Origin of the sequence: Legionella bozemanae, assembly GCF_900450575.1 — a bacterium.
Lineage (GTDB): Bacteria > Pseudomonadota > Gammaproteobacteria > Legionellales > Legionellaceae > Legionella > Legionella bozemanae.
Window position 1 is genome coordinate 1,343,254 of sequence record NZ_UGGY01000001.1, and the last position, 25,248, is coordinate 1,368,501.

Sequence of the window (25,248 nt, forward strand, 5' to 3'; positions counted from 1 at the left end):
CCTAAACATTCCTTACAGGAGATTAGTTATTGTTTTTAACAATACCTCATTAGAAGACTGAGATTTAACTAATGCTTGGCTAACATATTTAGCATAGTCTTTACTTAGCTCTAAATTTGAGAGTACTAATACTGGGAAATGATACTTTGCCAACCAAGGCAAAATTTCTATGCCATTACCATCAGGTAATAATAGATCTAAAATAACTAAGTCGTATCTTGTATGCTGTAACATATCTTTTGCTTCATGCAAATTACTTGCAGTAGTTACATTTGCATGTTTATTTAACAAAACTGAAATAATGTGCTGCTGCTCTACATTGTCTTCAATATGAAGAATATTGGGTTTATTCCTTCCTAAATTTTTAATTCTGCCAATTGAATCCAATAGTGTATTAGAATCGACAGGCTTATCTAACCAATCCACTACACTGATTGCATCACCGTTTAACAAGCTGCGTCCTGTCTGGGCTATCACTGAGAGAACAATAATTGGAATATCTTTAGTATTTTGATCCGTACGAAGCTCACGAATAAAGGACACTCCATCTTGATCGGGTAAAACTAAATCCATTAATATGGCTTGATATTGATTCGACTCCAATAGTTGTTTTGCTTCTTTAACGGTTTGCGCTATATCAGTTTCATAGTTTGCGGACTCTAATAGTGCTTGTAAATAATTGGCTTGATCTTCATCATCTTCGCAAATAAGCAATTTCTGATTAGCTTGAGGAGTAACGCTCTTTTTGTTAAGGAATACCGTCCTTGGTGCATTTTCAATAAGAGGAAGGTCAAAATAAAACGTCGTATTTTCTGGGGAACTTGTAAAATTGATCCGTCCTTCGAGTTTTTCTATAATGGCTCTACTAATATTAAGGCCTAATCCTGTACCACTTTTTCCGCGAGTGTCTGAAGAATCTGCTTGAGAGAATTTTTGAAAAATACGTGGTCTAAATTCTAAAGGAATTTCTGAGCCATAATTGCAGACTGAAACTCGAACCATTTTATCTAATTTCTCAATTGAAATGACAACATCATTCCCCTTGTTTGAAAATTTACACGCATTCGAAATTAAATTGTTTAATACTTGAATCAGGCGATCAGGATCTACTTTTACTTTAAATGAGTCAGCCAATTCGGTAAATTTTATTTTAACACCATATTTCTCAGCATACATTTTGTTGCTTTCAATAGCTTCATTTACTAAATGTTGGAGATCCTTTTCGACTAATCGAAATTCCATTTTTCCTGCTTCAATTTTTTCGATATCAAGAATATCATTGATTAATAAAAGTAGTCGTTCACAGTTATTATTTGCTATTTCGAGTAATTTTGTAACTTTCTCAGGGAAGCTGCCCAGAGTACCACTTATGAGTAATCCAAGGGATCCACGTATGGAGGTAAGAGGAGTGCGTAATTCATGGCTAACAATCGAAACAAATTCTTTTTTTAATTTTTCTGTTCTTTTAAGTTCAGTTACGTCGTGAATAACTGTCAGAGCCCCAATTACTTTTCCAGCTGCATTAAAAATTTTTTGTCCATCAATGATTACATCATTGACTAAATCGTTTTTAAATTTTATCAGGAAAGGTATCCCTTGAATTTTTTCACCTTTCAGCACCTTTGCAAGTGGTGTTTTTTCATGTGTAATCAGTTCATCATTGGATGAATAAATATTAAAATATTTAGGCAGATCTTGAATGCATTTTCCCACTACATTTGCAGATATTTTCCGATAAAGGACCTCATTGACTACCGTTATTTTACCGACCGCGTTACAGGCTATAATGCCATCCTCTAAGTTATTTAACATGGCTTTTAAAAAAGCTTTTTCATTGTTAATCATTTTCTTATAAGTACTTGTTATGAGTGCCAAAATCAAAATTAAAATGGTGATGCCTGCAATAAAGAAAGGCATATAACGAGTACTAATTATCTCTAAACCTGATAGAGGCATTGAATGGGCAGTAAGTGGTGTAAAGATAGCAGCCTCCATGCCAGTATAATGCATACCACAAATAGCAACACCCATAATTAATGCACTAACGAGCTTGATGTAAAATTGTTGTCGACTTGTACCTTGATTAGCACGTAGTGCTAACCAAAGAGCTGCTTCAGCAGCAGTAATCGCTATAATAATTGAAAGAATAAATAAACCAGGTAAATAATGAATATCGACATGAATTTTCATCCCTTCCATGCCCATATAATGCATGGTTGCTATTGCAAGGCCAATTATTACCCCACCAATAATTAAGTGAGCTAATGAATAGTTCTCTTTTTGCAAAATAAACAATGCTAAAGCTGAAGCGAGTACAGCGGCTAACAAGGAAGCTACTGTCCATATCAATTCAAATTTCATGGACATCGGCATAATATAAGCTAACATGCCGATAAAATGCATAGACCAGATGCCTGCCCCCATTGCGAAAGCACCACCAACTAACCAGTAATATTTCGCTCTCTTTCGATGTTCAGTACGCAAGCTACCGACCAAATCTAATGCCACGTAGGAAGCTAAAACAGCAACGATGTAAGAGATGAATACTAATCCTGGAGAATAATGCCCATAGATAGCATTAATTGGAATATCATCTAGCTGAAACCAGTGGCTAAGATTCATTTTTAACATCCTGTATAATATAAACTCCTCATAGCAACTTCAGTATTATAGTAAGTTGCTCCAAAGAACTTCTTTTATATTTTAGTATTAAATAGAAATTTCTTCCTAATCTATTGTGGGGTGCAATTATGCCCTTTAGATGTAGAAATTTATGGCTTTATGAATACTATAGCGCAGTACAATTATTAAGTGAGGAACAGTGTTTAGTTGAGTTTATTTTAGATGCGTCAATTTTTTGACATAAGCATGAATGCTTGGGATCAGGTCTTGTTTTTTGTCTATTTCTAGGCAGTATGCAAAAAGCAAGACCGGCTCCAGAGATGCGCAAAAAAAAAGACCAGACCCCATATACGTTACTCAATTTGCAAGTAACTTTATCATCCCCGTGTAGGTGATATTTTTATATTGGCAATGTGCTCCATCATGGATTGATTCCTGCCTACGCAGGACTGACAGCATCCGTTTTCTGCTTCGCTTGACGGTTATGTGGCTTGGCCGACAATTCCTGAGGAGAAATAAAAGATTGGATGTGATGCATCGCAAGCAGGTAACTTCAGTAAGGTAGGGTGGGATTTTAGACCCAACGCTAATTTAAATCACGCTACAGATTGTTGGGTCAAGATGACCCGCGCATTTTCTTTGAGGTATGTAAACTCAAATTCACAATACTCTCTCTTTAAGGAAGAAGGCTTAAAAACTCCTATTTAACGGTCTTAAAGCAAATAGGAGCAAAATTAACAGAGTGAAAAGAGGAAATTTTTTTCAAATTAGAATGCAAAATTTCCATTATGACTATTACTCTCATGTGAGCTAGTTATAGAGCTTTTTTTCTCGCTAGATAGATTGGAAATCAAACTAACAAAATGTTTGCATTGTCTTTGAAAAAAATCAGTACGAGAAAGGTAAAATTTGTTCATAAAACTTGTAGAGTTTAATTTGGAAACCAAATTTTGAAATTCATCCAATTGATTTTTTGATTCCGCTTGGTTTTCTGAAACTGTTAAACTTAACTCCACTATTTCCTTATCTCGATTAAAATTTACTTTAACATGATTCAATTTGTTTGGGGCTTCGAAGAATTCGACATTCTCCACCACTGCGCGAAAAAGTTTTAATTCACTATTAAATTCAACATAAGCTTTATTATCTCCAGGACAATTATTTTTTATTGTTTTTGGCATATTATGCATAATATTTCTCGGTATTTACGATTAAAAACAAATGCTTATACATAATTTTTTAAATAAATACAAGCTTAATCTCTGATGAACTATCACATCTACAAAGGGAAGTATATAGCAAGCACAGGTAGGTTGAGCTGAAAAATAGTCTGCATTTCAAAAGGCAGTAAAATAATCAATGAAATTATTCGTAGTTGATCAGCGAATGTATCAAAAAAGGAAGCAAAAAATAATATCAATAAAAACAGCCATAAAATAGCAAAGAAAGTGACACTTGCTTCTTATTTGTTCACTTTCTTGCATACCAGTCAGATAAACACAGAAAATTTCCTCTAATTTTTTACTCTGCAACAACTTGGAGGTTATTTTCTTTTCTTGGTTTGATTTCCACCTTCACTATAAATAGTTTGTTCTATTTCGCTCTCTTTCTTTTCTTGTATTTGGACTGATTCTTCAGAATGAGGCGAATCACAAACAGGGCAAGAGGATTGTTTTGATGAGCACATGTGAGAGCAAAATTTATTAAAGAGACACAAGATAACGCCTGCAGCAAATAAAGCGGCTATTCCAAGACTATCGCCAGTAAAGATAGTTAAACAGGTTGCGATAACCAATAAGATAACACCTAGTATTTCAAAGCGTAGTGCCCAGAGACAGCTTATTTTGGAACATTCCATTTTTTTCATGTTATTTCTCCTATATTACTTTCATTGATTTTAGTAGGAAAATCTATCTTTCACTAATTTTAGACTATTAGATGATTGTTGTTTCAAATAGGGCAAGAGATAAAGAAGCGAAACGATGGGCAATGAATTAATAGAAACGAATAATTTTTGTCATTTTAACAATATTGAACTATAGCTTATTAATTCAACTGATAGTTTCTAATCACATGTTATAAAAAATTATATTGAAAGTAAGGAGACTCTGATGCCATATAAAAAAATCAATGAACTACCTGATAGCGTTAAGGATAACTTGCCTAATCACGCTCAAGAAATTTATAAGGAGGCATATAATAATGCTTGGGATCAATATGATAAACCCGAGAAAAGGCAGGGAGATCGTGACAGGGAAGAGACTGCCCATGCAGTTGCTTGGAGTGCAGTCAAAAAAGAATATGAAAAAAACTCTAAAGGAGAATGGGTAAAAAAATAGTACCCAACTCGTGGATAACGCAGTGGTTATTATTTAATAAAATTTCATAAACTGCTAATGGGTTTTTTAATGGATAATAATTTTCTGGGTCCTAAAAAAACACAAATTTGGAGCTTAAGACAAGAACTTAGTTGTCACATTTTATTAGTGTTAATTCCTTTTGCTTTAATATTTATATTAGTAATGCATTTTACTGATTATCATTTTACATACACTTTAGATGATCCTTATATTCATTTAACTTTGGCTAAAAATATTTGGAATGGATTTTATGGTATTAATACAGGCGAAGCATCTGCTCCTTCGTCAAGTATCCTGTGGCCATTTCTATTATCACCGTTTTCTATCTTTGGCCGTTATTTTGAGTTTTTTCCGTTACTTATAAATTTATTATGTTTGGTTGGCTTGGTTCATTTATTATTACTGATTTTTAAAGATGTGCCTATTAATTACCGGATTTTATTAATTTTTATAATTTTGATTTCCATTAACAGCTATGGACTTGTTTTTACAGGGATGGAACATAGTTTACAAATTTTATTAGTAGTATTATGTGCTTACCCTTTATATAAGGAAAAGTGGTGTATTCAAGCCAGAGATCCCCCATATTATCAAGTCGCAGCTTTGATTTTATTGCCTATGGTACGCTATGAAGGCTTAGCGTTATCAATCCCTATATTATTTTATCTTTTCTTAAAAGGTTATCGATTAAAGGCCTCTATTGGGATTATATCGATTTTGTTTATTCTAGGTTTTTTTAGTACATTTTTATATTACAAAGGATTGGGGTTTTTACCCAGTTCAATTACTGCTAAATATACTCCAATTGTTATTAACTTAAGAGAAAATCTAAGGCAGTATGCTTATTTATTGCTACCAATCGCAATAATAATGGTAATTTTATGGAAAAAGAATCCGCAACTTGCTTTAGTTGTTTTTGCTGCTACAACACTACATTTTTTATTTGGTCACTATGGCTGGTTTGGAAGATATGAGGTTTATTATGTTTTATTTATTGTTATTTTAGCACTACGCTTAGTAATTGACTTTGATTTACCACTCTTTCCGGCAGTAGTGGCATTACCATTATTTTTTTATACTCTCTCCCTTACTAATTTTTTAATACCTTTTGCATCTGCAAATATTTTCTATCAACAAGCACAAATGGCTAATATTTTCAATTTGTTAAATGAATCAATTGCTGTTAATGATTTAGGGTTAGTCTCTTTTCGAAGTCATGGAAAATATGTGCTTGACCTTTATGGTTTGGGTTCAAATGATTCGTTGAAAAGTCGTATTGCAAATCTCAATAGTACAAGCTCATATTGGATAAGCGGTTTGATGAACAAAAAAAATGTGAAATACGTTTTTATATTTGATAATTGGATTAAACATAAACCAAATTCTTGGATTAAGGTTGGGAAAATCAAGGTAAAATTTTACTGTGTAGTTACCCCAAACAATACCGTTACGCTCTATTCAGCGGATAGTATGCACGCTAAAAAATTATTTGAGGCACTAAAATCATATGAACCATATATCAACAAAGATAAAGTCGAGCTTATTATCTACCCACCAAAACAATAGAGTGTCTTATCAAATCCTGGCATAAATGCTTGCAAAAAAAGTTAGAGATTTTCATTATAAATTTAAGATATTGGGGTTATTTGATTTTTGTATTGAATATAAAAGTTCAAGAGCATTCTCAAACAGGGTGCGTATATTTTTATAAACGGGCTCAGCTATACCCTTCATTTTTTTAGGGGACCAGGCTAAATCGCATCAAAGATTGTTGGGTCAAAATGTCTAACCTATTTGCTATTGGCAAAAGAGATTGAAATAGGGCTATAATGGTTGAACGGATGTAATTTATCACAGGGAAGGTCCAAATGAGAAAGATAGTTCAATGGTTGGTTGAATTTCTTGATGCTATTGTTGGTGTTACGGAAGATAAACCCAATAACTGCTATATAAGTGTTTATGAGGCTCGGGAAAAATATGAAGCCGGTTTGATTAGTATGCGCGAGTACAATGAAACCTTGGAACGGAAGGATATAATTTAAGAAACTCATAATGCCCCTTTGGGGGCGATTTTTAATCTTTTGGGCTGGCAATTTCTGAATTAACGCAAATTAATTTATTGAAACCATTTTTCACAATGAGAATGACTCATTTTCATTATCTTGTTGTGATCAAGATTTAGGAGATTTTCCAATATTAGTTTTTCTGTTATAGTACTAGTGTAATTTAATTAGAAGGATAAAATTGAAGTGGGGTATGAATGGATAATTTTTCCATACGTACCAGTATATTATAGTGAAGATGGACAATAAACATAAATGGATTTTAAACGATCAGTAATTTTTGCGCTAAGTTTGCCCCTTATTATTTTCCTGGTAGCTCCTCTTGTTTTTTATTTGGGAAACCATTTTGAATTTACAACTAATCTGGCGGATACGTTACCGCTGCTTGTATTTCTTTGTATTGGTGCTACAGCAATTTTACTTGGGCTATTACTGGCAATTTCCCGGTGGCCGATGCTTTATGCAATTATTTCAGGGCTGTTGGTGGGACTTGCGTTATCTTCCTGGGTGCAAAGCCAACTTTTTGCGTGGGACTTTGGTCCGTTAGATGGAAATGGAGTCAACTGGAGTAAATGGAGCACTCATGCCAATTTAGAGTTGCTAGCCTGGTTGTTTCTTGTTAGTGTTGCTATCACTCTGGCTTTTCGAGCAAGAAATAAGTTACTTATTTTGGCACAGGGCAGCTTGCTGTTAGGTGTTCTGTCACTAATTACTGCCTGGGTGAGTTCGGACTACCATCCTAAGAAAAGTGTCCAAGCTGCAAAGAGTCTTTTTTCCTTCCACGAGAAGAATAATAAGATCCTGATAATCCTGGATAGTTTTCAATCTGATATTTTTAATGAGATAGCACAGAATTGGCCTGAGGAAGTGGCCTTTTTGCGTGGGTTCACTTTTTATCCAAACACGCTTGGTGGTTATCCAAGCACTATTGCTTCTTTACCATTAATTCTGACAGGTAAATTTTACAAAAATGAAATTCCACTAAAGGATTGGCTGAAGGCAAACTATACAACCTTAAATATAGCTGATTACCATATTGAGAAAGGATACGGAGCCAGTATTATTTCAATCATCCCGTATAAATATTTTGAGGGTATTAAAGCTAAAAAAGCATTCATGGCGTCTGTTGGGGATGAAACTTGGGCGGGGATTAGTAAGCAACAATTGTTATTGCTAAATGGGGGGCTATTTCGAGTTGCACCAACCAAACTAAAACCTGAACTTTATGATAAAGACCACTGGCTTTTCTTGAAACTAACCACTGATGATACATTACCCCCAGGTAGGAATGGTGATGATTTGCGCTTTTTGAACGCCCTCAAAAAGAACGCTAAAATTAATTCTAATAAACAGGGTGAGTTCAAATTGTATCATTATGCAGGTACTCATTCCCCTTCTCAGGTTAATGAATTGTTTAAATATGAAAAAGATATGCCTGCGACAAAGGACTCTTATGTGCGTCATGCGCGAGGCGTTTTGCGATTTTTGCGCAGTAATCTTGAGCTGCTTCACAAATTAGGTATTTATGATTCTGCTGAGATTGTGGTTATCGGCGATCACGGTAGGGGATTTTGGCCAGCGGATGTTCAAGGTTCTGCCGATGCATTAGATGACAATATAAATACGTATGCACTTGGTACTGCGCGTCCACTTTTTTTATATAAACCAAGCACGTCGATCACTCCACTTACCTACTCCAATAAACCGCTTCACTTAGCTGATATCGTATGCATCCTTTCTGCGAATGATGATAAGTTTGCATGTGGGGTCGATCGTTTATCAAAATTAGATGAAAAGAAAAGACGTACTTTTTTATTCTATAAATGGAGCAATCCATATTGGAAAAAAGCGTATCTTCCACCAATGTCAGAGTATGTTATCCATGGTGATGTAAGAAATGTACAATCGTGGGAAAATCTTAATCGAGAGTATGCTGCGGGCTCCGTAAAGCAAGTAATTAAATTTGCTGAGTATAAACTTGGTATGCCTCTGAGTTTCGCCCAGGAAGGCAATGTAGCGAAATTTTTAAAGCAAGGCTGGTCTGGGCAAGAGAAAGAGCATCGATGGACCAATGGATCTAAAAGCCGGCTAGGTCTTTATGTAAAACAAGCAAAATCGAAATCCTTATCATTGCGATTGTATGCTAAAGCGTTCCCGACCAAAGATAGAAAGCCACAACAAATCAAAGTAGTAGTCAATGGGCATCAAGTTGCTTCCTGGAGAATGCTCGAGCTGGATTGGTTCGAAGCGACTATTCCTGCAAAAATAATAAGCAATGGATTATTGGATATAACGTTTGTTATCTCCGAGCCCACTGCTCCTAGCGAAATAAGTGAATCTCTGGACCATCGTAAACTGGGAATTTTCGCTAAAGAGATAGTTATTGATGAAATAAAAAGAGTTTAGTATATGAAACACCGAACAGAAGATTACAGTTACATACCCCACCAAGCCTCTTTTCGGGATCCCTCAGGATTTATTTTTACCCATCAGGGAAACATTCATAGACAGGTAAATTTAATTTACCGTCCTCATTATGATCATTTGATGCGCTCGGGATTATATAAGAAGTTAACCGATAAAAATTGGCTTGTTCCTCATACAGAAATGGAGCCAGCTCCATTTTCCGAGGACGCTTACAAGATTTTACGTCCTACGCCGCTTCAGTTTATTTCTTATCCCTATGAATGGTCGTTTAGTCAACTTAAGGATGCTGCACTGCTCACGCTTGATTTACAAGAGCTCTCACTCGAGTATGGTATGACCATCAAGGATGCCTCCGCATACAATCTGCAGTTTGAACAGGGGCGCGCTGTATTCATTGACACACTTTCTTTTGAACTCTATGAGGAAGGGCAACCTTGGGCGGCTTACAGACAATTTTGCCAACACTTCCTGGCACCTCTAGTTTTAATGGCAAAAAAAGATATAAGGCTGGGGCAGCTCTTACGAGTTTATATTGATGGTATTCCTCTTGATCTGGCAAGCTCTTTACTCTCAAAACGCTCCTGGACGAATCCTGGATTGTTAATGCATCTTCATCTGCATGCGAGAATGCAGCAGTTTTATTCGCACACTAATAAAGCGAAGCGACGTTCAGGTAATCAACGAACAGCTCAACTCAGTAAGAAGGGATTTATTGGGCTCTTGCACTCTTTGCGGCACACGATCCAAAAACTTGACTGGAAACCTGTGGGAACGGAATGGGCAGATTATTATCAGGCAACAAATTATTCCGATTCATCATTTGCAGAAAAGAATAGAATCGTGAAGCAGTATTTGCAATTGTCCAAGCCGAAAGTAGTGTGGGATCTTGGCGCAAATACAGGACATTTCAGCCGTTTGGCTAATGAAATGGGAGCAACAACAACGCTTGCTTTTGATGTTGATCCAGCAGCAGTAGAAATAAATTATCGCAGGATCAAAGAGCAAGGCCATCATTCACCGCTGCCTCTCTTACTCGAGTTAACGAATCCAACCCCAAATTTGGGTTGGTCTAACAAGGAACGAGATTCTTTAATTGATCGTGGGCCTGCGGATTGCATTATGGCGCTTGCATTGATTCATCATCTGACAATATCAAACAATATTCCCTTGGAGCGTATCGCTGCTTTTTTTGCAGAAATAGGTGAGCATTTAGTTATTGAGTTCGTACCCAAATCAGATAGCCAGGTTAAACGTTTGTTGCAATCTAGAAAAGATATTTTTGAAAACTATACAAGAGAATATTTTGAAAAGGCCTTTAGCACTTATTTTTCAATAAGCTGTATTAATGAAGTACCAGGATCTGAACGAATACTTTATTTGATGACAAAAAACAAAGAGATCAAGCCGAATTAAGGAGGATATAATATGAGAAATACTTCAATATTAAGTGTATTGACTACATCTGCACTAACATTTTTGTTGTTAAATAGTTCGCCTGCATACGCTTATTTGGATCCGGGGACTGGAAGTGTGATTTTACAGGGCATTATAGGTGCTATTACCGCAGGGGCGGTGATACTAAGAATTTATTGGCATCGCTTACTTAGCATTTTAGGCTTTAGAAAGCATGCGGAAAAAGAAGAGATTACGGAAATAAATAAGGATTAACTAGGTGGAAGGGACGCCGTCTAGTAAATATTTTGAGGCTAAACTGGCTCTATATTCTGCCTACAGACTGTTGGATCAAAATGACCCAACCTCCTGGCTGGCTGCGATTATTCCATAAAAGGAATTATTGAAGAATACCGCAGCCTCTTTCTTCTTTCAGCTTATTTTCACTGGTTTCCCTTCATATCCTTGACAGCACTTTTCATCTTTTGCTGTATTTCCTGCTGCTGAAGTTCATGTGTCGATTTGACTTAGGGTTTTTCATCCGCTCCAATCTGTAAAGATAGAGTAGGCATTGGAGCCTCTAAAAATATAGACTGTCTATCGATAATAATAGATTAGATATTGATTGTCTGCTTCTTAATCAATCTTGGTTACAGCGCTACGAGACTCGCTTTATTGTTCATAATAAGATTAATTAATAATCTATTAATATAAATAATATACAATATACTCATTGAAATATGAGTGATAAAACATGGTTATTATTATTGGTGCAGGTCCAAGTGGTCTTTATACAGCAATTCAACTTAAAAAAGCCGGGGTCGAAGACGTTATAGTTTATGATCCACGAGCAGGAGAATATGTTAGACCTGGTCATATAAATTCCACAGTGCTAGAGCGTGCCGAACGTGGTGTGGGCGTCAAATTTAATTTTCCCACTGATAAAACAGCGCATATTAAGGATGTAGAACGCCTTTTATGGAAACATGCTTTATCTTTGGGTATTCCTGTCGAACAAAAAACATTTGTGGGCTTTAACCCGGATTCAAAAGGAGTCATTGTTGTTGATAAAGAGGGTAAAGAAGAGAAAATCCCGTGTGATTATGTGATGGATTGCACAGGAAGTAAGCGTCTCGTTGTAAATGCAGTGAATGAGTTTAGCCAGGCTCCCATTAAACCTTTTAAAACTTCTTTGGTGACAGAAGATGTTACAGTTCAAAACCACCTGCTTGCTTATGTGAAAATAGATCAACGATCTTTAAAAGTGAGTAACAATATACAACCAACCCCTATGGATATTAGTGGTATATCGCCCTTAGAGTTTGCTCGAGGTATGGAACGTCTCCGTCAATTTGGTTGGCATGAATTCGCCTTGCCGCGATGTTATAACATGCCTTTTGGGAAGGATAAGGCTTGTTTTTATGTAGAGACGCCTGATGATCTTCCTTCCGAACAGAAAGAAGCATGGTTGCAAGCAGTCTTGGAAACCAGAACAGGGGATGATGGAATAAGCTTTCAATTATTGACTGATTCAAAAAAATATAAAAGTAAACCGAGACTTACCACATTTTCCGTAAATCCAATAGAACTGAGTCCATTTTCTCATCAAGAGCAAGGATTACCCACGGTAATTACTCAAGGTGATACTCAAATTGACCCTAACTATTTTTTAGCACACGGGATCATCGATTCTTTTGATCGTATTGATCAGATGATTAAGGGAATGAAAATTTCGGGCGGTAAAATAATTTATTTTCAGCAACAAGATTATGAGCATGATGTTCAGCTCGATTTAGAAAAACATCGTGAGGCGCTGATTGCGCATTATAAAGAAAGAAAAGAATATTTTATTGTTTGGCTGCAAAAAGCCAAGGCTTATTATGAAGTAGCTATAGATAGGACAAAGTTACCAGAGGAAAAACTGCTTTTCGCTGAACGCGTAAAAGAAATTGAAGGCCGGATAGCTTATCATAATGCATTAAAAATAGTTCGGGAAAAAATTTCGGTTGCACCTAAATTATTAGATTTAATTGAAGCGAAAGAGCGTTTAATGCTGGCTCTTCAAAAGTTACCCAGTGTTTCTAAGGAGCGAGAGGACGCAAATCAGAAATTAAAGCTACTACTCTCCATGATCCAAAATATCGGGGAAAAACTATACCAAGAAGATAATTTTTCTTTGGCATTGGAGGCTTATCAAGAAGCTTTAAACTTATCTCGTACGCAAGTACCCAGAGATGAGACGATAGAGGTGTCTCTGCACGCAAAGATGATTTCATGTTATCGAAAACTGCACTTGGGCGATAAAGCTTTATTACAGGCTAGAGAGGTATTAGAAACGTGCTCGCCTGGAACAGAAATTCAGAAAGAAATTATTTTTAATGGAATTAAAGGGGCTATGGAAGAACTTTTATCCAATAAAGAGGAGAGCCAAATAGCAGCAAAACAGTCTGTACGAATGGTGGCTAAGTTCTATTGTCAGTATCAAGAGTTTATTGAACAACACTTGGAACACGATTTAAATGCAGAGCGCTTAGAAATAATATCCATTCTAGGAAACTGTAATTTATTAAGAGAGCAAGGAGATGAACTTGTTGAACAAGGGAAATCCGATCTGGCTCTTAATACCTATCAAGATGCCATACTCACGCATCGTTTATCGAATTATCCTTCCAGCATAGAGTGGGAAGGAAATTTATGTGCCAGCATGATGGTAATTTATCGTAAAACAAATCGACTTCCAGAGGGAGTTCCATTTGCGAATGAAATTTTAAAAAATCCAACGTTACCCATTGAAACGAAGAAAAAAATCCTATTTAACATGATGAAAGGAGGGGTAGATGCAATAAACTTGATGAAAGAAAGTCAGGAAGATTTATCCCTTATGAAGGAACTTCGACAACTTTATACACAACACAAAGAGTTCCTTAAGAGTGAATTGCAAGGGGCCTTAAAAAGTGAGCTAAATACTTTAGATTCTCTATTTGATACGGTAGTTTCACAAAGTGTGAATAACGCCTATGGTTAAAACAAGCTTAAAGAAAATACTCGATGGTTTATGTAAGATGTTTTTATGGTCTAAAAGATTCTTCATTTCCCGGTAAAATCTCAAAAAAAACGCCCATATTTTTTCTTTCTTTTTCAAGAAAATCCCTAAAGCCATTATATACTTTTGTGTCACCAAAGTGAGGGTCGGTCACTTCAAACTGTCCATCACATTTCTTTCCCAGCAACGTATGAAGCACGCCAACATTTATAATAATAAGCGTGGTTGTTCCTTCAGGAAAATCAGCTTCGCTTAATTCAGTCAGTGTTAATTTTTTTCTCGTGGGTACATCTTTCTTAAACAGTGAATAAAGTGAGGTAATCACTGGGTCCCTAGAGTACTTATGCAGCGCGGATTTAGATAATTCTTTAATTTCGATGCCGACTACATTGAGTTGATGTTTGTGGAAGTAGGATACGATTTTTTCTGGCGAAGCAACTTTTCCAGGTTCCAGCCAAATTTCTCTATATATTTCTAGTTCTTTGCTTGAAGTATAATCGCTTTGATCAATATACCCTCTTTCAAGAAGTATTCTCATTATTGCTCTTGCAGTACAGGAGTTTTTAAATTTTTGCTTATCTATCAAGGGTTCAATATCATCAAGTTTTGCTTTTAGTTTCGGATTGTTTAGCACAAAATCTGCAATTTCGTTGGAAGTTACTATTAATTTTAAGAAACTTTGCGGATCAAGCATGTGCACAAAGTCTTCTGAAGAAAGAAGCAATTTTATAGTATGTGAGGACAGATGTTTCATTGTCCCTAATGTAATAATACCCTTAATAGGTTTATCATGAGTACTATGCACTTCTTTAAATTTATTCACAAACTTTTCTAAGCTGGTTTTATTTATCGCCGTATCTGCATCTTTACCAAAATTAAAATCAATGCTTCGATAGATATTTCGACTGTATTCAATATCACTAAGCGTCACATCCGGAAATTGTGCTGCTGTAATATTTAAAATCATAATACTGACCTTAATGGATCTTTATTTACTTTATTATAGAATATTATAAAAATTGATCAGATGATTTATTTGTTGAGCAGAAATTAATTCTGGTTGCAGGCAGGATCTAGACGATTGAGCAATTGGGAAAATGCAAACATCTGAGAATTATCTTGCTATAATTCACCGTTCCAAGAGTATTTTTTTAAATTAACACAGCCATTGGTAATGACAATACCTTCTTTTTCTAACAGTTCTTTCTGATGTAAATAGTGCGGGCTGCCGGCAGGAAAAGAAAGTACTCCTCCGGATTTTAGCACACGCTGCCAGGGAAGGTTATGACTCTTTGTACAGGAATGAAGAAGCCATCCTACGGCACGTGCTCCTCGTGGATGCCCTGCCAGTCTGGCAATATCCCCATAGGTTACAACCCTACCTCGAGGTATTGATTTAATCAACCTTAGCACTTCTTTTGAAAACTCAGTTTGTATATTCATTTTTTAAACAGCCAGCTCATCTATAGATTAAATCTCGGTTTCCACTAAGATAAGTGTAGCCTGATTGCTTGCAACTGAATCTTATACATATCTCTGAAAACCAGTTCTACTCTACTTCGACGTCCCGCGGACAAGCCGCGGGGTGTAGGCAGAGAGATGATCAAGAGACAGTTGCCTTGCAACCAGGCTCTATTAAAAAAGCAGACCTCTCTTTTTATTTTTGATCATAAAATAGAAAATTGATTTATAATTACCCACATGAGTAACAAAAAGCGCATGCTCGTTAATATTTCGTTAATTTTTTTAACTTAGAATCCCCCAACAAGAGAATGTGCTGAACTACAGCTATGAAAATTTATAGTAAACAAGAGGCAGGGTTTCAAGAGGTTTATACTCATGAGGATGTTCTTCCCGAGAATATAGAGAAACCTGAAAAAAAACCTTTTATTATCTTAACATTACCCGATGATTTCTGTAATATTGATTATCTAATTCAGAATTTTCCCCTATTTAAAAAACTGGGGTACTTCGAGGTCAAAGATCAGAAACAAATTTTAACGATTACCAGCAAAAGAAAAGTTGGAATTGTTATCAATGCAATTCTTTCAAGCCCTGATTATAATCATAAAGAAAACAATGAATTATTCTATAGTTTAACGCTGTTACAACAAGAGCTGACTAAAACAGCAAAAACGTACCATCCACCGCATAAAAGTAAAGAGCGCGCACAATATCATTCTGTTCCTGATGAAATTATAAGAGAAACGAATGCACCAAAACCTTCTCACCATGCTGAGAAAGTTAAAAAAGTGGATAAATCAACCATAGAAATTCTAAAAACAGAAGAGTCTGGAAGAAGAGTTACTGAAATAGAAGCTTTCAATGGCATGTGTTATCGCCTGCTCTTAAATGACCGCACACCCAGAGTTAGAAGCGTACATGATAATCAAGGTAATCGAGTTGGGGTTATTTCCAGGGCGATCGATAATTTTCAATCTTTACATGATTACTATCTAAACCAGAAAAAACAAATTGGTTATCTGCGTTCACCGCCACAGATGAACCTGGTAAAATCAGGTATTGGCAGAATATTAGGTGCTGCCTATACTGAGGAAGAAAATGATCTGCATGGTGGTAATATTGGCTATGATCCAATCAATTTAATATCTTATAAAATTGATCATGATCAAGCAACTTGGCCAATCACATCAAAATACCAAAACAAAAATCCTAATAAGCCGCTTTACAAGGATAATGAAAGAGCCTATGGCATAAAACCTAAAGATGCTTTTCCCATAACTCAAAGAGATATTACAAACTTCCCGCATTTACGCGATGCGAAACCACGTAATTTTCCCGATGAGACGGATAGCGGCATTTTAAATCTTCCTGGGATTGAGGATAATCCTGATTTTATCAAAGATGTTTTTTCAGTTTTTCTTAAAAGAGCCTTATTTAACGAGCAAATTTATCGAGCCATTGCTAATGAAACGATTGAGAATCCCAAATTACGAGAAGAATTGGTAGCTCACAAAACCCGACGTAGTGAACTTCTAAAAGAAGAACTTGTAAAAAACAAAAAATTTTTAAATTTTCTTATCGAAAATCCTGATTTAAAAAATCAGATCATTGGCGAATTTAGAGAATATAATGCTGACTATAATGAAGATAGCCCTTTGCGCCTGGATCTTGAGGATTTAGGAAATAAATTTGATATTCTTGTTGAGCAAACATCAGAACAAATAGAAGTGTCAGACATGGCTGTCGAGCTTTTTGAAACCTATTATAGGCCTGATCAGGATGTAAATGCATATGAATATCAAACAGCTGCAACGGATTCATCTCTACGAAAACAAGAAACAAAAAGACATCTCAAATCAGCGCTTCATGTTAATGACAATGAAGCTGAATTTATTTTTAATAAACTCAAGAGAACATGGCTAAGTAATCCAATAAATTTTAAAGCGACTATTATTGAGAGAAATGCAGAAAATGCTCTTGCGAAAATTTTAGCAGATCTTATTAGACTTGATGGTAAAGTTGGAGTTTTCGGTGGTGAAATACGTAAACTAAATAAAGAACATGAAATTAAAATACCTAAAGGTGCAGCTGCTATTTTTGATCTGTATAAAAAACATCAAAGGGGGGAGCTTCTTTCTGCAGTTGAAACCCTAGAGGCGATTATTGCACAGGCAGCCATTGCAAACGCTTATCAAGGACATACTTTGTTTAATCGTCGCCAGCTTGAAACCTCTGATTTTTATAATAATATTGTTGCTATTCAGTATAGAATGCTTACTGAAGAAGTGAGTGATGCAGTAAAAAGTAAAGATCAACTATACAGCTTCTGTTTCTAAAAGCTCCAAAGCCCCACCACAATGATTGTCCTAATCCAGTGTAATAAAATCTGAGGGTTCTCTGTCAATAAACTGTTTTATCAATTGTTGCCAAAAAGGGCGATACAAAGCATTAAATAAAGGATGTGAATCATCAACGGGAAAGCAGGGGCCATGATTCACTTCCAGTAACCAAAGCCTCCCATTTTCTTCAATCATAAAATCAAAACCAAAACAGGCAATCCGAGGCTGGTTATCTTGCCAAATCGTTGCAAATCGATCTTTCAAAGTCTTTATTACGAGTTGACAGATAGAAATAATGCTTGATTTATAGGGTTGGAAAATTGCCATCTCATCACTTAAGCGTTGAACGACATTAAATCGTTCATCACTAAGATGTTCGTTGGTAAGATGAGACTCCATTTGGCTGAAATTGTCTTCTTGATAAGGTTTTAAGGCAATATTTAAATAGCCGCTAGGAAAGAGTGCTGACCCTGCATGTGTAGATACAACTAACAATTGTCTAATGGAAAATTTATGACCTGATACTGGCCCTTGGATTAGCAACGGCTTAGCAATATAACGTTGCAGCACCTGGGGTCCTCCCATACGCTGATGTGAGAGAAAATGTGCCTCAACATCATTTAAATCATGAAATATATGAATATGTTGGCCATTATTTAACATGGAGGGTTTTAATATCCAAGGTATTTTGGCAGATTGTGAATTATCAATTTTAGCTAATACAGAAGGCCAAGTTTGATCATCGATAAAAAAGGTTTCAGGCATCAAATATTTGAGTTGATTTGCTTGTAGAAAGGCTGCCAGCAGATGTTTGTATTCCAATGTTTCGCTAACCACTGGTGAAAACTGAAGCCAGGCTTCATTGACCGACGCCAGAGTCGAAAACCTGCTTGGCTTCCATCCATCGGCCTTTAAAAAACGCGCTAAATTAGCATGTGTTGGCGAGGTTTCTGCTGCTAAATGAAATTTTCTCATAATCTTTTATCAATCTAACATTTCATAACAAGTATAGCCTTGATTCGATGAAGTAGTAAGGCGAAATTTAGGAGAAAAATCGTACCGTTTAAGGGACAGGGATTATCTCTATCTGTAATTTTTTAGTCTTTTTAATATATTTCTCATTCTGAACGTTAAACACCAACATCACAGCAGACGAATTAGATATACTGTCTGACAGTCGCTATATGTCATCATTCTGGGGGCCCAGTGTGCGGATGAAAATATCACCACCGCAACAACAAACAGGAACTTCAAATTGGACATCTTTTTTTCAGAGTAAAAGTGGGGTAACGGAGGCTGTCCCAAGTCAATCTAGAAAACACGAACAACCTAAATCTGAGGAAGAAAATGATGAAGACTCGCACCTTACTAAAAAGAGACGGTAAGCTTTTGTGCTATATTAGAGCTAATGCACTATAAAGGGAGTTATAAATGACTAATATGAAATTAAAGAGTTTAGATACCCCTGATGAACTTCGTAAATTACCTAAAACAAAAATTGAAGTTGTGAATTTTGAAGAAGTTACAGTGATGCGTGTAACCTTTCAGCCCGGATGGAAATGGTCTGAATGTCTCAAACCAACAGTTGGAACCAAAAGTTGCGAAGCATCCCATGTTAATTACATTATCTCTGGGCGAATTGTTGTGGCAATGGATAATGGCGAGCAAAAAGAAATGGGTCCTGGCGATGTTGCTATTATTCCGCCTGGACATGATGCATGGGTAATTGGTAATGAGCCTTGCACTGCGATTGATTTCAGTGCAGGCAAAATGTACGGAAAAGCTTGAATTCGTCAATATTCACTAAAGAAAATCTGAAATTTTCATAGCAGGGAGCGGCATAATGAACAACGCACGAATTGATTTTAATAAATTTCCTGATGCAATTCAGGCGATATTTGCTCTTGAAAAGTATGTGAATAGCAGTGGCTTGGAAAAATCTCTTCTTGAGCTGGTTAAGCTGCGTGCGTCACAAATTAATGGCTGTGCTTATTGTGTTGACATGCATACTGCGGATGCAAAAAAAGAAGGTGAGTCTGATCGCCGTCTCCATGCTGTAGTTGTATGGAGAGAAACTCCTTTTTTTACTCCTCGTGAACGAGCAGCTTTGGCTTGGACTGAAGCCGTTACTTTACTATCAGAGACACATGCTCCTGATGCGCTTTATAATGAACTCCTAACATGTTTCAATGAAAAGGAAGTTATTGATCTTACTATGGCAATTGTCACCATTAACAGTTGGAATCGTATGGCAGTTAGTTTTCGCAAATCTCCAAGCTAAAAAGTGCAGAATATTGGATTAAGAAAAATAATTGAAAAGAAAACTATACGAAACAAATGGATTCATATAAAAAACTTGGCTTGGAAACGCTTTTTCAAACGTTTACACCGGAAAAGTAGTTAAGGAAATGGTCGAAAATAACTTCTTTGTTCAAATTGTTATGAGTTCTTATTCTTAAGGTAATAAAATAAAAAAAGCACAAAGAAATAAATAAACAGAGGTTTAATAAAAAAATTAAATATTACAATTAACTGTAAAAACACGCTGGTTGAACCCCATAATATTTGAACTAGTTTTAAAGTATCCAACGGTTGATAGGGCTTTATATATAACAACAGCGTAATATGCTTAATAATAAAAAAACCGAGTGTGGCGCACAAAAAAGCAATTATATGCCTCACCGAATATAGCATTAGACCCTGAGTTTTTTTCATTATTTTGCCTGTTATTCAAAATCACTTATCTCCATTTAGCTATTTACTATGACTCCTCCATTAGGATGCAGAACTTGTCCAGTCATATAGGAAGAGTCTTCAGAGGCAAGATATAAATATGCTGGAGCAATTTCATAAGGTTGAGCAGCACGGTTCATAGGTACTTGACCACCAAAATGACTGACCTCTTCAGCATTAAAACTCGAGGGAATTAAAGGTGTCCATACAGGACCAGGTGCTACGGCATTCACTCGAATACCTCGTTTTATTAAATTTTGCGAGAGAGAGCGAGTAAAAGCTACTAATGCTCCTTTTGTAGCAGCATAATCAATTAAATGGTCATTTCCTTTGTAGGCCGTGACAGAGGTTGTATTTATAATAACAGCACCATTTTGTAAAAATGGCAATAAAGCTTTTACCATGTAAAAGCAAGAAAAAAAGTTAGTTTTAAATGTTTTCTCCATTTGCTCGCAACTAATATCCTCTATGGTATCTTGAGGATATTGCATTGCAATGTTATTGATTAAAATATCAATTTTACCGCATTGTTCGAGAGATATTTTACAAAGAGTCTCACAAGCAGAATACTCTTGTAAATCTCCATGGCTTAACCAACATTTTTGCCCTATTTTTTCTATCATGTTTTTAGTTATTTTTGCATCTTCATGTTCATTTAAGTAATGAATATAAATATCGGCTCCTTCTTGAGCAAATAAGCAGGCTACTGCTCTGCCAATACCGCTATCGCCTCCAGTGATCAATGCTTTTTTGCTCATTAACTTATTACTTGCTCGATGATGAGGAGATATAAAAATGGGCTTTGGATGCATTTTTTCTTCGCTGCCTGGCTGTTTGTTTTGATGTTGCGGCGGTTGTTGAAGAGTGTTCTTTTTCATGATGAATTCCTTTTAAAAGAAAAAATTAATTTTTAAAGAATATATTATCTAATAGCTTCTGATTTAATTTCGATTTGCGATTTTTTGCGGAATAACAGATAGGAATTGGTTTCTTCCATGGTTATTAATTAATCATAGAAGAAAAAATAATGTTTGCTCTTTTTATTCATAATATTTTTGAGAGTAAATTTTTTAAATTAAAAACTTATAGAGTTTATAACCTAAAAGAATCGCAGAATTTAATATAAAAAATAAAATAAGCGTATAAATAACTATAAAAAAAAGGGCACCTATTAAAAGAAGTCCATCTCTTTCAATTAATCCTGTAGCAACTGCAATAATGGCAAAAGAAAAAATAAAGTCTACATAAGGAATGGGAAGCATTAAAAAAATGCTTAAAAAGAAGATAAAAACAATAAAAAAATATTTTATTGGGCTTGAGCTAAGAAAAACCCATCTTCTTTCGATGTATTTTTCAAGAAACTGCACATAAGGAATTACTTTTATTATTCCTTTATTAATATCATCAGGTATTTTTTTATTTTTAAGTTTTTGAGGAAGCCATATTTTATTGTGCCTCACTAAAAGTTGAAGTGTTATTAATGCTATGGAAATGCCAAATATTAAAGAAAAGCCCGGAATAAAAGCCAAAGGAGTTGCAGGAGGAATTGCTAATAAAATAATCAAAAAGAAATGATCTTGTTCGTGAAATTTATTTAATATGTTGCCAAGAGTATCGTCTTTTGCTTTTTCTTCTTTAATTAATTTTTTCAATCGACTCGATATTTTCATTTAGTCTCTGTCGGGTTCAATTTATTTTTGTTTGTAATCAAATAACTTTCCGTAATCTAAGTTTTTAGTTTACGGCAGTTATTTGAAAATTTACACTATTTATAAAGGAGTACCCTGTTCTTCTTTTTTACAACGCATTCCATAGCATGCACTAATACAACTTGATAAGGCGCCGAGGAAGAATAAAATAAAAAGAATCCAACCGCTCCAAGCTAAGTGTTTCGGATTGGCATTGGTCATTTTTTCTGCAGGGGCATTTTGTTGCGGTGTTACTGAAACATTGACGTCTGCTGCAGAAAGTTGGGTGGGAGCTAGAGCTGGATTCAAATTTTCTTCATGAAAGGCAACATAGTGAGTCATAGGCATGATTAACAGAACACTTAACATTAAAGCCAAACTCCAGGTAATAAACCCATAGATTACTCCGCCATGACAATAACAATGATAGAATCGGGCTAAATAACCCGCAACAAATCCTGCAACGCCCATTGAAACAATCACCCCGATTAATAAACCTAAAACTCCACCAAGAGCCACGGTAGTTGCACCATTAGGCCCTGCGGAATAGGCACTTAAACCAATTGCCATACTAAAAATATTCAGTAAAAAGCCGAGCCCTACACCCACAAATGCCCCGGCAATAATTGCAGACCAATGCAGTTGGGTTGTAGTAGTTTTATAACATTTTTGATTGTCCGTAATCATAAGAGTATCCTTAATTAAATGTGAGAAATTAACCAAATTAACACTAATATACTAACCGGAACTCCTAGCAACCATGCAATAATATATCCCATTATTTTTCTCCAAAAATTACTCTCAATTCGATTTTTTACTCTTCTTTAATTTATAGACTAAAAAATTATTCGGTTTTAACTTAAGCATTATTCTTTAAATTAATTTATTGATGCAGCTCATATTTTCTTTTCTTTCATTCGCTCCTCGAATTAAAATTAGTGTACTGCATGGCTTTTGTGATGTGTGGTTTTTGCATGTTTTTTATGAGAAAAACCTTTATTTTTAGTTGCTAGAGCATGAGATCTTGTTGTTTTACTTCTTTTTCCAGCAAGCTTTTTTATTTTTCCTTCTGCTCCATTTGGAATATAAAGCCAAATAGAAAAAAGCTCGCTCATGTAATTGATATAATTAAGGTTATTTTTTAACAATACATTCATCTGTTTTTCCATAAGATCGTAAGGTGTACGAATTTCACCGAATTCTTGGGGATGAATATAAGCAAAATTGAGAAACATTTTTTTACTTAGTTCCATAGTTAGTGGTATTGCGGATGATAAATGACTGTTCATGTCTTCCATGTTTATCTCCTTATAAAACTGTTTAATTAATTATCATAGAAGAAAAAAAACCGAAGTCAAAAAATGAATGTATCACGAAAGAGGATTTTGATGTCCCTTATTCGAGAAGAATAAGATTGTTCTGTGGCTTGCGAATCTAAACGATCTAAGTGTAAAACCGGATGCTTATAACTAGAAACATTAATCGAATAAAACTAGATAAATAGTATTTCTCAGCCTATTTTTTAAAGAAGCATTCAAGGAGAAAAAATGAAAAAGATAATGATAATTATAGGACTCTGGCTTTGGGGTTCATCTTTAATACATGCGGCAGAGACTATTCGTATTACAGTAACGACTAATGATCAAACTGCTGCGGGGATAGGATACATGGTAAATGGTAAAAAAACAGGAGGACCGGGTAAATTTTATATAGGAAATGGACCTAAAAACAGTAAGTATTTCTTTGGTTACAGAAAAAAATCTGCTCAGGGACGAGATGTTTCTTGTGGTTCTCATAATTTAACAAAAGATAGTTATGTGATTTTACTCGCTAAAGGAAATAGGTGTAGAAGTATAGTAAGACGCTAATTATCTAAAAGACTTAATTATGATTACATTAATTATACTCATCATACTTTTATTGGCAGTTCTTCCTACCTGGCCCTACAGTAGAGACTGGGGGTATTACCCAAGCGGCGGCGTTGGATTAATTTTACTCATATTAATTGTTTTCTTATTAATATGAGATAATAGTTTTGTAGCTTGATAAGCGCGCTTTGGAATCTTTCTTATCCCTTCTCGTAATAAACAAGAGTAGTTTTTAGATACTGATATCAATGCCACCAGTGAGTCCATATTTGCTTTTCACTTGTGTTCCATAATAGTTTTGCATTATTGGGATATTCACCCCAAGATAACAAGAAATGATGTTCATATTGACTCTTAAGCCGGGTAATAAAAAGATACTATGTCCGCCGCTATTCTGATCGGTCAGGCCGGCAATATTATCTTTTGCAACATACTCGCCATTCAACTCCATGATGCCATCAATTTGAAATTGGGTATGTTCGTTTTTATAAAATGCTAAAACGGTTGCAAAATTATAATCAAATACCGAACCTAGCGTTGTTTCCTGCGTTCCTTCGGTACTTTGGGTGTAAATCAAATTCGAACTTAATGAAAACTTCTTATATTGTTTGGAAATAATAATTCCTGCAAATGGGGTCCAAGCACCACTTCCAGGCTGATCTGATGCGGAAAATAGAATGCCATTGTTATCTCTTGCTGTCGTTTTACCTGTGGGGGCATTAATTCCCGAGAGCAATGCCAGGGAAACTGGATGTTTGGTTTCTTCAACCAATCGCCACAGAGAAAAGAAGTTAGCATCGCCTAATCCATAGCTATTTCCTAAAGGAGTCACGTTACCAACATGTGTTTCTTCATCAAAGCTCGCAGCAGCGAAGGAAGAGTTAAACACATAAGGAAGGCTTGCACCGATGGTTATATTGTTTCCAAGTCCATAAAATACTGTAAGGTAATTAGTCAATGCGGACTTTTGGTTTTCGGCTAAAGGATGCTCTAGCAGTACCTGATCAGAAAGGAGGCTATTGGGATAGTATTCTACTCGTTGACTTATACCTATTTCGCCTTTATCCAAAGTATCGGCAGTTGATGTAGTTATTGGGGAGCCCAGTCCTACGGAGTAACTGATTGATTTTTGAGGGAAAGTAGCTGCATAAAGATTTAAAAAAAAGCAGCAATACAAACAGATTGCCCGTTTTAGAATTATTTTCATTTCGTGAGTTTTTTAAATTTTATTGTAACTTAGATATTGGTA

The 25,248-nt window shown here is 35.6% G+C and carries 23 protein-coding genes; 12 read left to right on the forward strand and 11 right to left on the reverse strand.

The genetic code is table 11. The annotated features are described in order from the left end of the window. Window positions 1–12: 12 nt before the first annotated feature. The 3 genes from DY223_RS05765 to DY223_RS05775 all read right to left on the reverse strand — a co-directional run bounded on the left by DY223_RS05765 (window position 13) and on the right by DY223_RS05775 (window position 4,489). A complete protein-coding gene (locus DY223_RS05765) occupies window positions 13–2,622 on the reverse strand; it encodes an MHYT domain-containing protein (protein ID WP_058461085.1) in 2,610 nt (869 codons plus the stop codon). Between the two features lie 767 nt (window positions 2,623–3,389). Next, window positions 3,390–3,803: a hypothetical protein gene (locus DY223_RS05770; protein WP_131744476.1), complete on the reverse strand. Its 414-nt coding sequence runs from the start codon at window positions 3,801–3,803 to the stop codon at window positions 3,390–3,392. A gap of 362 nt (window positions 3,804–4,165) precedes the next feature. Further along, window positions 4,166–4,489: a hypothetical protein gene (locus tag DY223_RS05775; protein ID WP_058461083.1), complete on the reverse strand. Its 324-nt coding sequence runs from the start codon at window positions 4,487–4,489 to the stop codon at window positions 4,166–4,168. A 244-nt stretch (window positions 4,490–4,733) separates the two neighbouring features. Between DY223_RS05775 and DY223_RS05780 the strand changes: the two genes are divergently transcribed. The 7 genes from DY223_RS05780 (at window position 4,734) to DY223_RS05805 (ending at window position 13,889) form a co-directional block, all read left to right on the forward strand. Next, window positions 4,734–4,961, forward strand: a complete 228-nt coding sequence (locus tag DY223_RS05780) for a ChaB family protein (RefSeq protein ID WP_058461082.1) — start codon at window positions 4,734–4,736, stop codon at window positions 4,959–4,961. A gap of 69 nt (window positions 4,962–5,030) precedes the next feature. Then, entirely contained in the window at window positions 5,031–6,548 is a 1,518-nt protein-coding gene (locus tag DY223_RS05785; RefSeq protein WP_058461081.1) for a hypothetical protein, read from the forward strand. Window positions 6,549–6,850: 302 nt separating this feature from the next. Then, entirely contained in the window at window positions 6,851–7,024 is a 174-nt protein-coding gene (locus DY223_RS19215; RefSeq protein WP_165483284.1) for a hypothetical protein, read from the forward strand. Window positions 7,025–7,300: 276 nt separating this feature from the next. Beyond that, window positions 7,301–9,451 (forward strand): sulfatase-like hydrolase/transferase, encoded by a 2,151-nt coding sequence (locus DY223_RS05790; protein ID WP_058461080.1) that lies wholly within the window; start codon window positions 7,301–7,303, stop codon window positions 9,449–9,451. A gap of 3 nt (window positions 9,452–9,454) precedes the next feature. Then, complete coding sequence (locus DY223_RS05795) at window positions 9,455–10,885, forward strand: class I SAM-dependent methyltransferase (RefSeq protein ID WP_058461079.1); 1,431 nt, start codon at window positions 9,455–9,457, stop codon at window positions 10,883–10,885. Window positions 10,886–10,897: 12 nt separating this feature from the next. After that, window positions 10,898–11,140, forward strand: a complete 243-nt coding sequence (locus tag DY223_RS05800; protein ID WP_058461078.1) for a hypothetical protein — start codon at window positions 10,898–10,900, stop codon at window positions 11,138–11,140. 478 nt (window positions 11,141–11,618) lie between these two features. After that, window positions 11,619–13,889 (forward strand): FAD-dependent oxidoreductase, encoded by a 2,271-nt coding sequence (locus DY223_RS05805; protein WP_058461077.1) that lies wholly within the window; start codon window positions 11,619–11,621, stop codon window positions 13,887–13,889. A gap of 43 nt (window positions 13,890–13,932) precedes the next feature. On the opposite strand, the gene DY223_RS05810 is transcribed toward DY223_RS05805, so the two are convergent. Both DY223_RS05810 and DY223_RS05815 read right to left on the reverse strand, forming a co-directional pair. Further along, complete coding sequence (locus DY223_RS05810) at window positions 13,933–14,874, reverse strand: hypothetical protein (protein ID WP_058461076.1); 942 nt, start codon at window positions 14,872–14,874, stop codon at window positions 13,933–13,935. 155 nt (window positions 14,875–15,029) lie between these two features. Then, on the reverse strand, window positions 15,030–15,350 hold the full coding sequence (locus DY223_RS05815; protein ID WP_058461075.1) for an MGMT family protein: 321 nt from the start codon (window positions 15,348–15,350) through the stop codon (window positions 15,030–15,032). A gap of 347 nt (window positions 15,351–15,697) precedes the next feature. Between DY223_RS05815 and DY223_RS05820 the strand changes: the two genes are divergently transcribed. Continuing rightward, on the forward strand, window positions 15,698–17,707 hold the full coding sequence (locus DY223_RS05820) for a hypothetical protein (RefSeq protein ID WP_058461074.1): 2,010 nt from the start codon (window positions 15,698–15,700) through the stop codon (window positions 17,705–17,707). Window positions 17,708–17,737: 30 nt separating this feature from the next. Here the strand turns inward: DY223_RS05820 and DY223_RS05825 are convergent, their stop codons facing one another. Next, the gene (locus DY223_RS05825; RefSeq protein WP_058461073.1) at window positions 17,738–18,685 is read right to left on the reverse strand and encodes an ATP-grasp domain-containing protein; all 948 of its coding nucleotides are present in this window, start codon (window positions 18,683–18,685) and stop codon (window positions 17,738–17,740) included. A gap of 456 nt (window positions 18,686–19,141) precedes the next feature. Between DY223_RS05825 and DY223_RS05830 the strand changes: the two genes are divergently transcribed. Both DY223_RS05830 and DY223_RS05835 read left to right on the forward strand, forming a co-directional pair. Further along, window positions 19,142–19,498: a cupin domain-containing protein gene (locus DY223_RS05830; protein ID WP_058461072.1), complete on the forward strand. Its 357-nt coding sequence runs from the start codon at window positions 19,142–19,144 to the stop codon at window positions 19,496–19,498. A gap of 55 nt (window positions 19,499–19,553) precedes the next feature. Continuing rightward, a complete protein-coding gene (locus DY223_RS05835; protein ID WP_058461071.1) occupies window positions 19,554–19,991 on the forward strand; it encodes a carboxymuconolactone decarboxylase family protein in 438 nt (145 codons plus the stop codon). 469 nt (window positions 19,992–20,460) lie between these two features. Here DY223_RS05835 and DY223_RS05845 read toward each other — a convergent pair whose 3' ends face one another. From DY223_RS05845 to DY223_RS05860, 4 genes are all read right to left on the reverse strand, one after another. After that, window positions 20,461–21,321, reverse strand: coding sequence for an SDR family oxidoreductase (locus DY223_RS05845; protein WP_058461069.1), 861 nt, complete (start codon window positions 21,319–21,321; stop codon window positions 20,461–20,463). Window positions 21,322–21,513: 192 nt separating this feature from the next. Further along, window positions 21,514–22,095 carry an exopolysaccharide biosynthesis protein gene (locus DY223_RS05850; RefSeq protein WP_235810608.1) on the reverse strand — a complete coding sequence of 194 codons (582 nt, stop codon included), beginning with the start codon at window positions 22,093–22,095 and terminating at the stop codon, window positions 21,514–21,516. 117 nt (window positions 22,096–22,212) lie between these two features. Beyond that, window positions 22,213–22,818, reverse strand: coding sequence for a hypothetical protein (locus DY223_RS05855; RefSeq protein WP_058461067.1), 606 nt, complete (start codon window positions 22,816–22,818; stop codon window positions 22,213–22,215). A gap of 248 nt (window positions 22,819–23,066) precedes the next feature. Further along, window positions 23,067–23,429 carry a hypothetical protein gene (locus DY223_RS05860; protein ID WP_058461066.1) on the reverse strand — a complete coding sequence of 121 codons (363 nt, stop codon included), beginning with the start codon at window positions 23,427–23,429 and terminating at the stop codon, window positions 23,067–23,069. A gap of 249 nt (window positions 23,430–23,678) precedes the next feature. Between DY223_RS05860 and DY223_RS05865 the strand changes: the two genes are divergently transcribed. Together DY223_RS05865 and DY223_RS05870 are read left to right on the forward strand one after the other, a co-directional pair. Next, the gene (locus DY223_RS05865) at window positions 23,679–23,999 is read left to right on the forward strand and encodes a hypothetical protein (protein WP_058461065.1); all 321 of its coding nucleotides are present in this window, start codon (window positions 23,679–23,681) and stop codon (window positions 23,997–23,999) included. A 19-nt stretch (window positions 24,000–24,018) separates the two neighbouring features. Continuing rightward, window positions 24,019–24,156, forward strand: a complete 138-nt coding sequence (locus DY223_RS05870) for a DUF3309 family protein (protein WP_082642513.1) — start codon at window positions 24,019–24,021, stop codon at window positions 24,154–24,156. A 75-nt stretch (window positions 24,157–24,231) separates the two neighbouring features. Here the strand turns inward: DY223_RS05870 and DY223_RS05875 are convergent, their stop codons facing one another. Beyond that, entirely contained in the window at window positions 24,232–25,206 is a 975-nt protein-coding gene (locus DY223_RS05875) for a hypothetical protein (RefSeq protein ID WP_058461064.1), read from the reverse strand. Window positions 25,207–25,248: the final 42 nt, after the last annotated feature.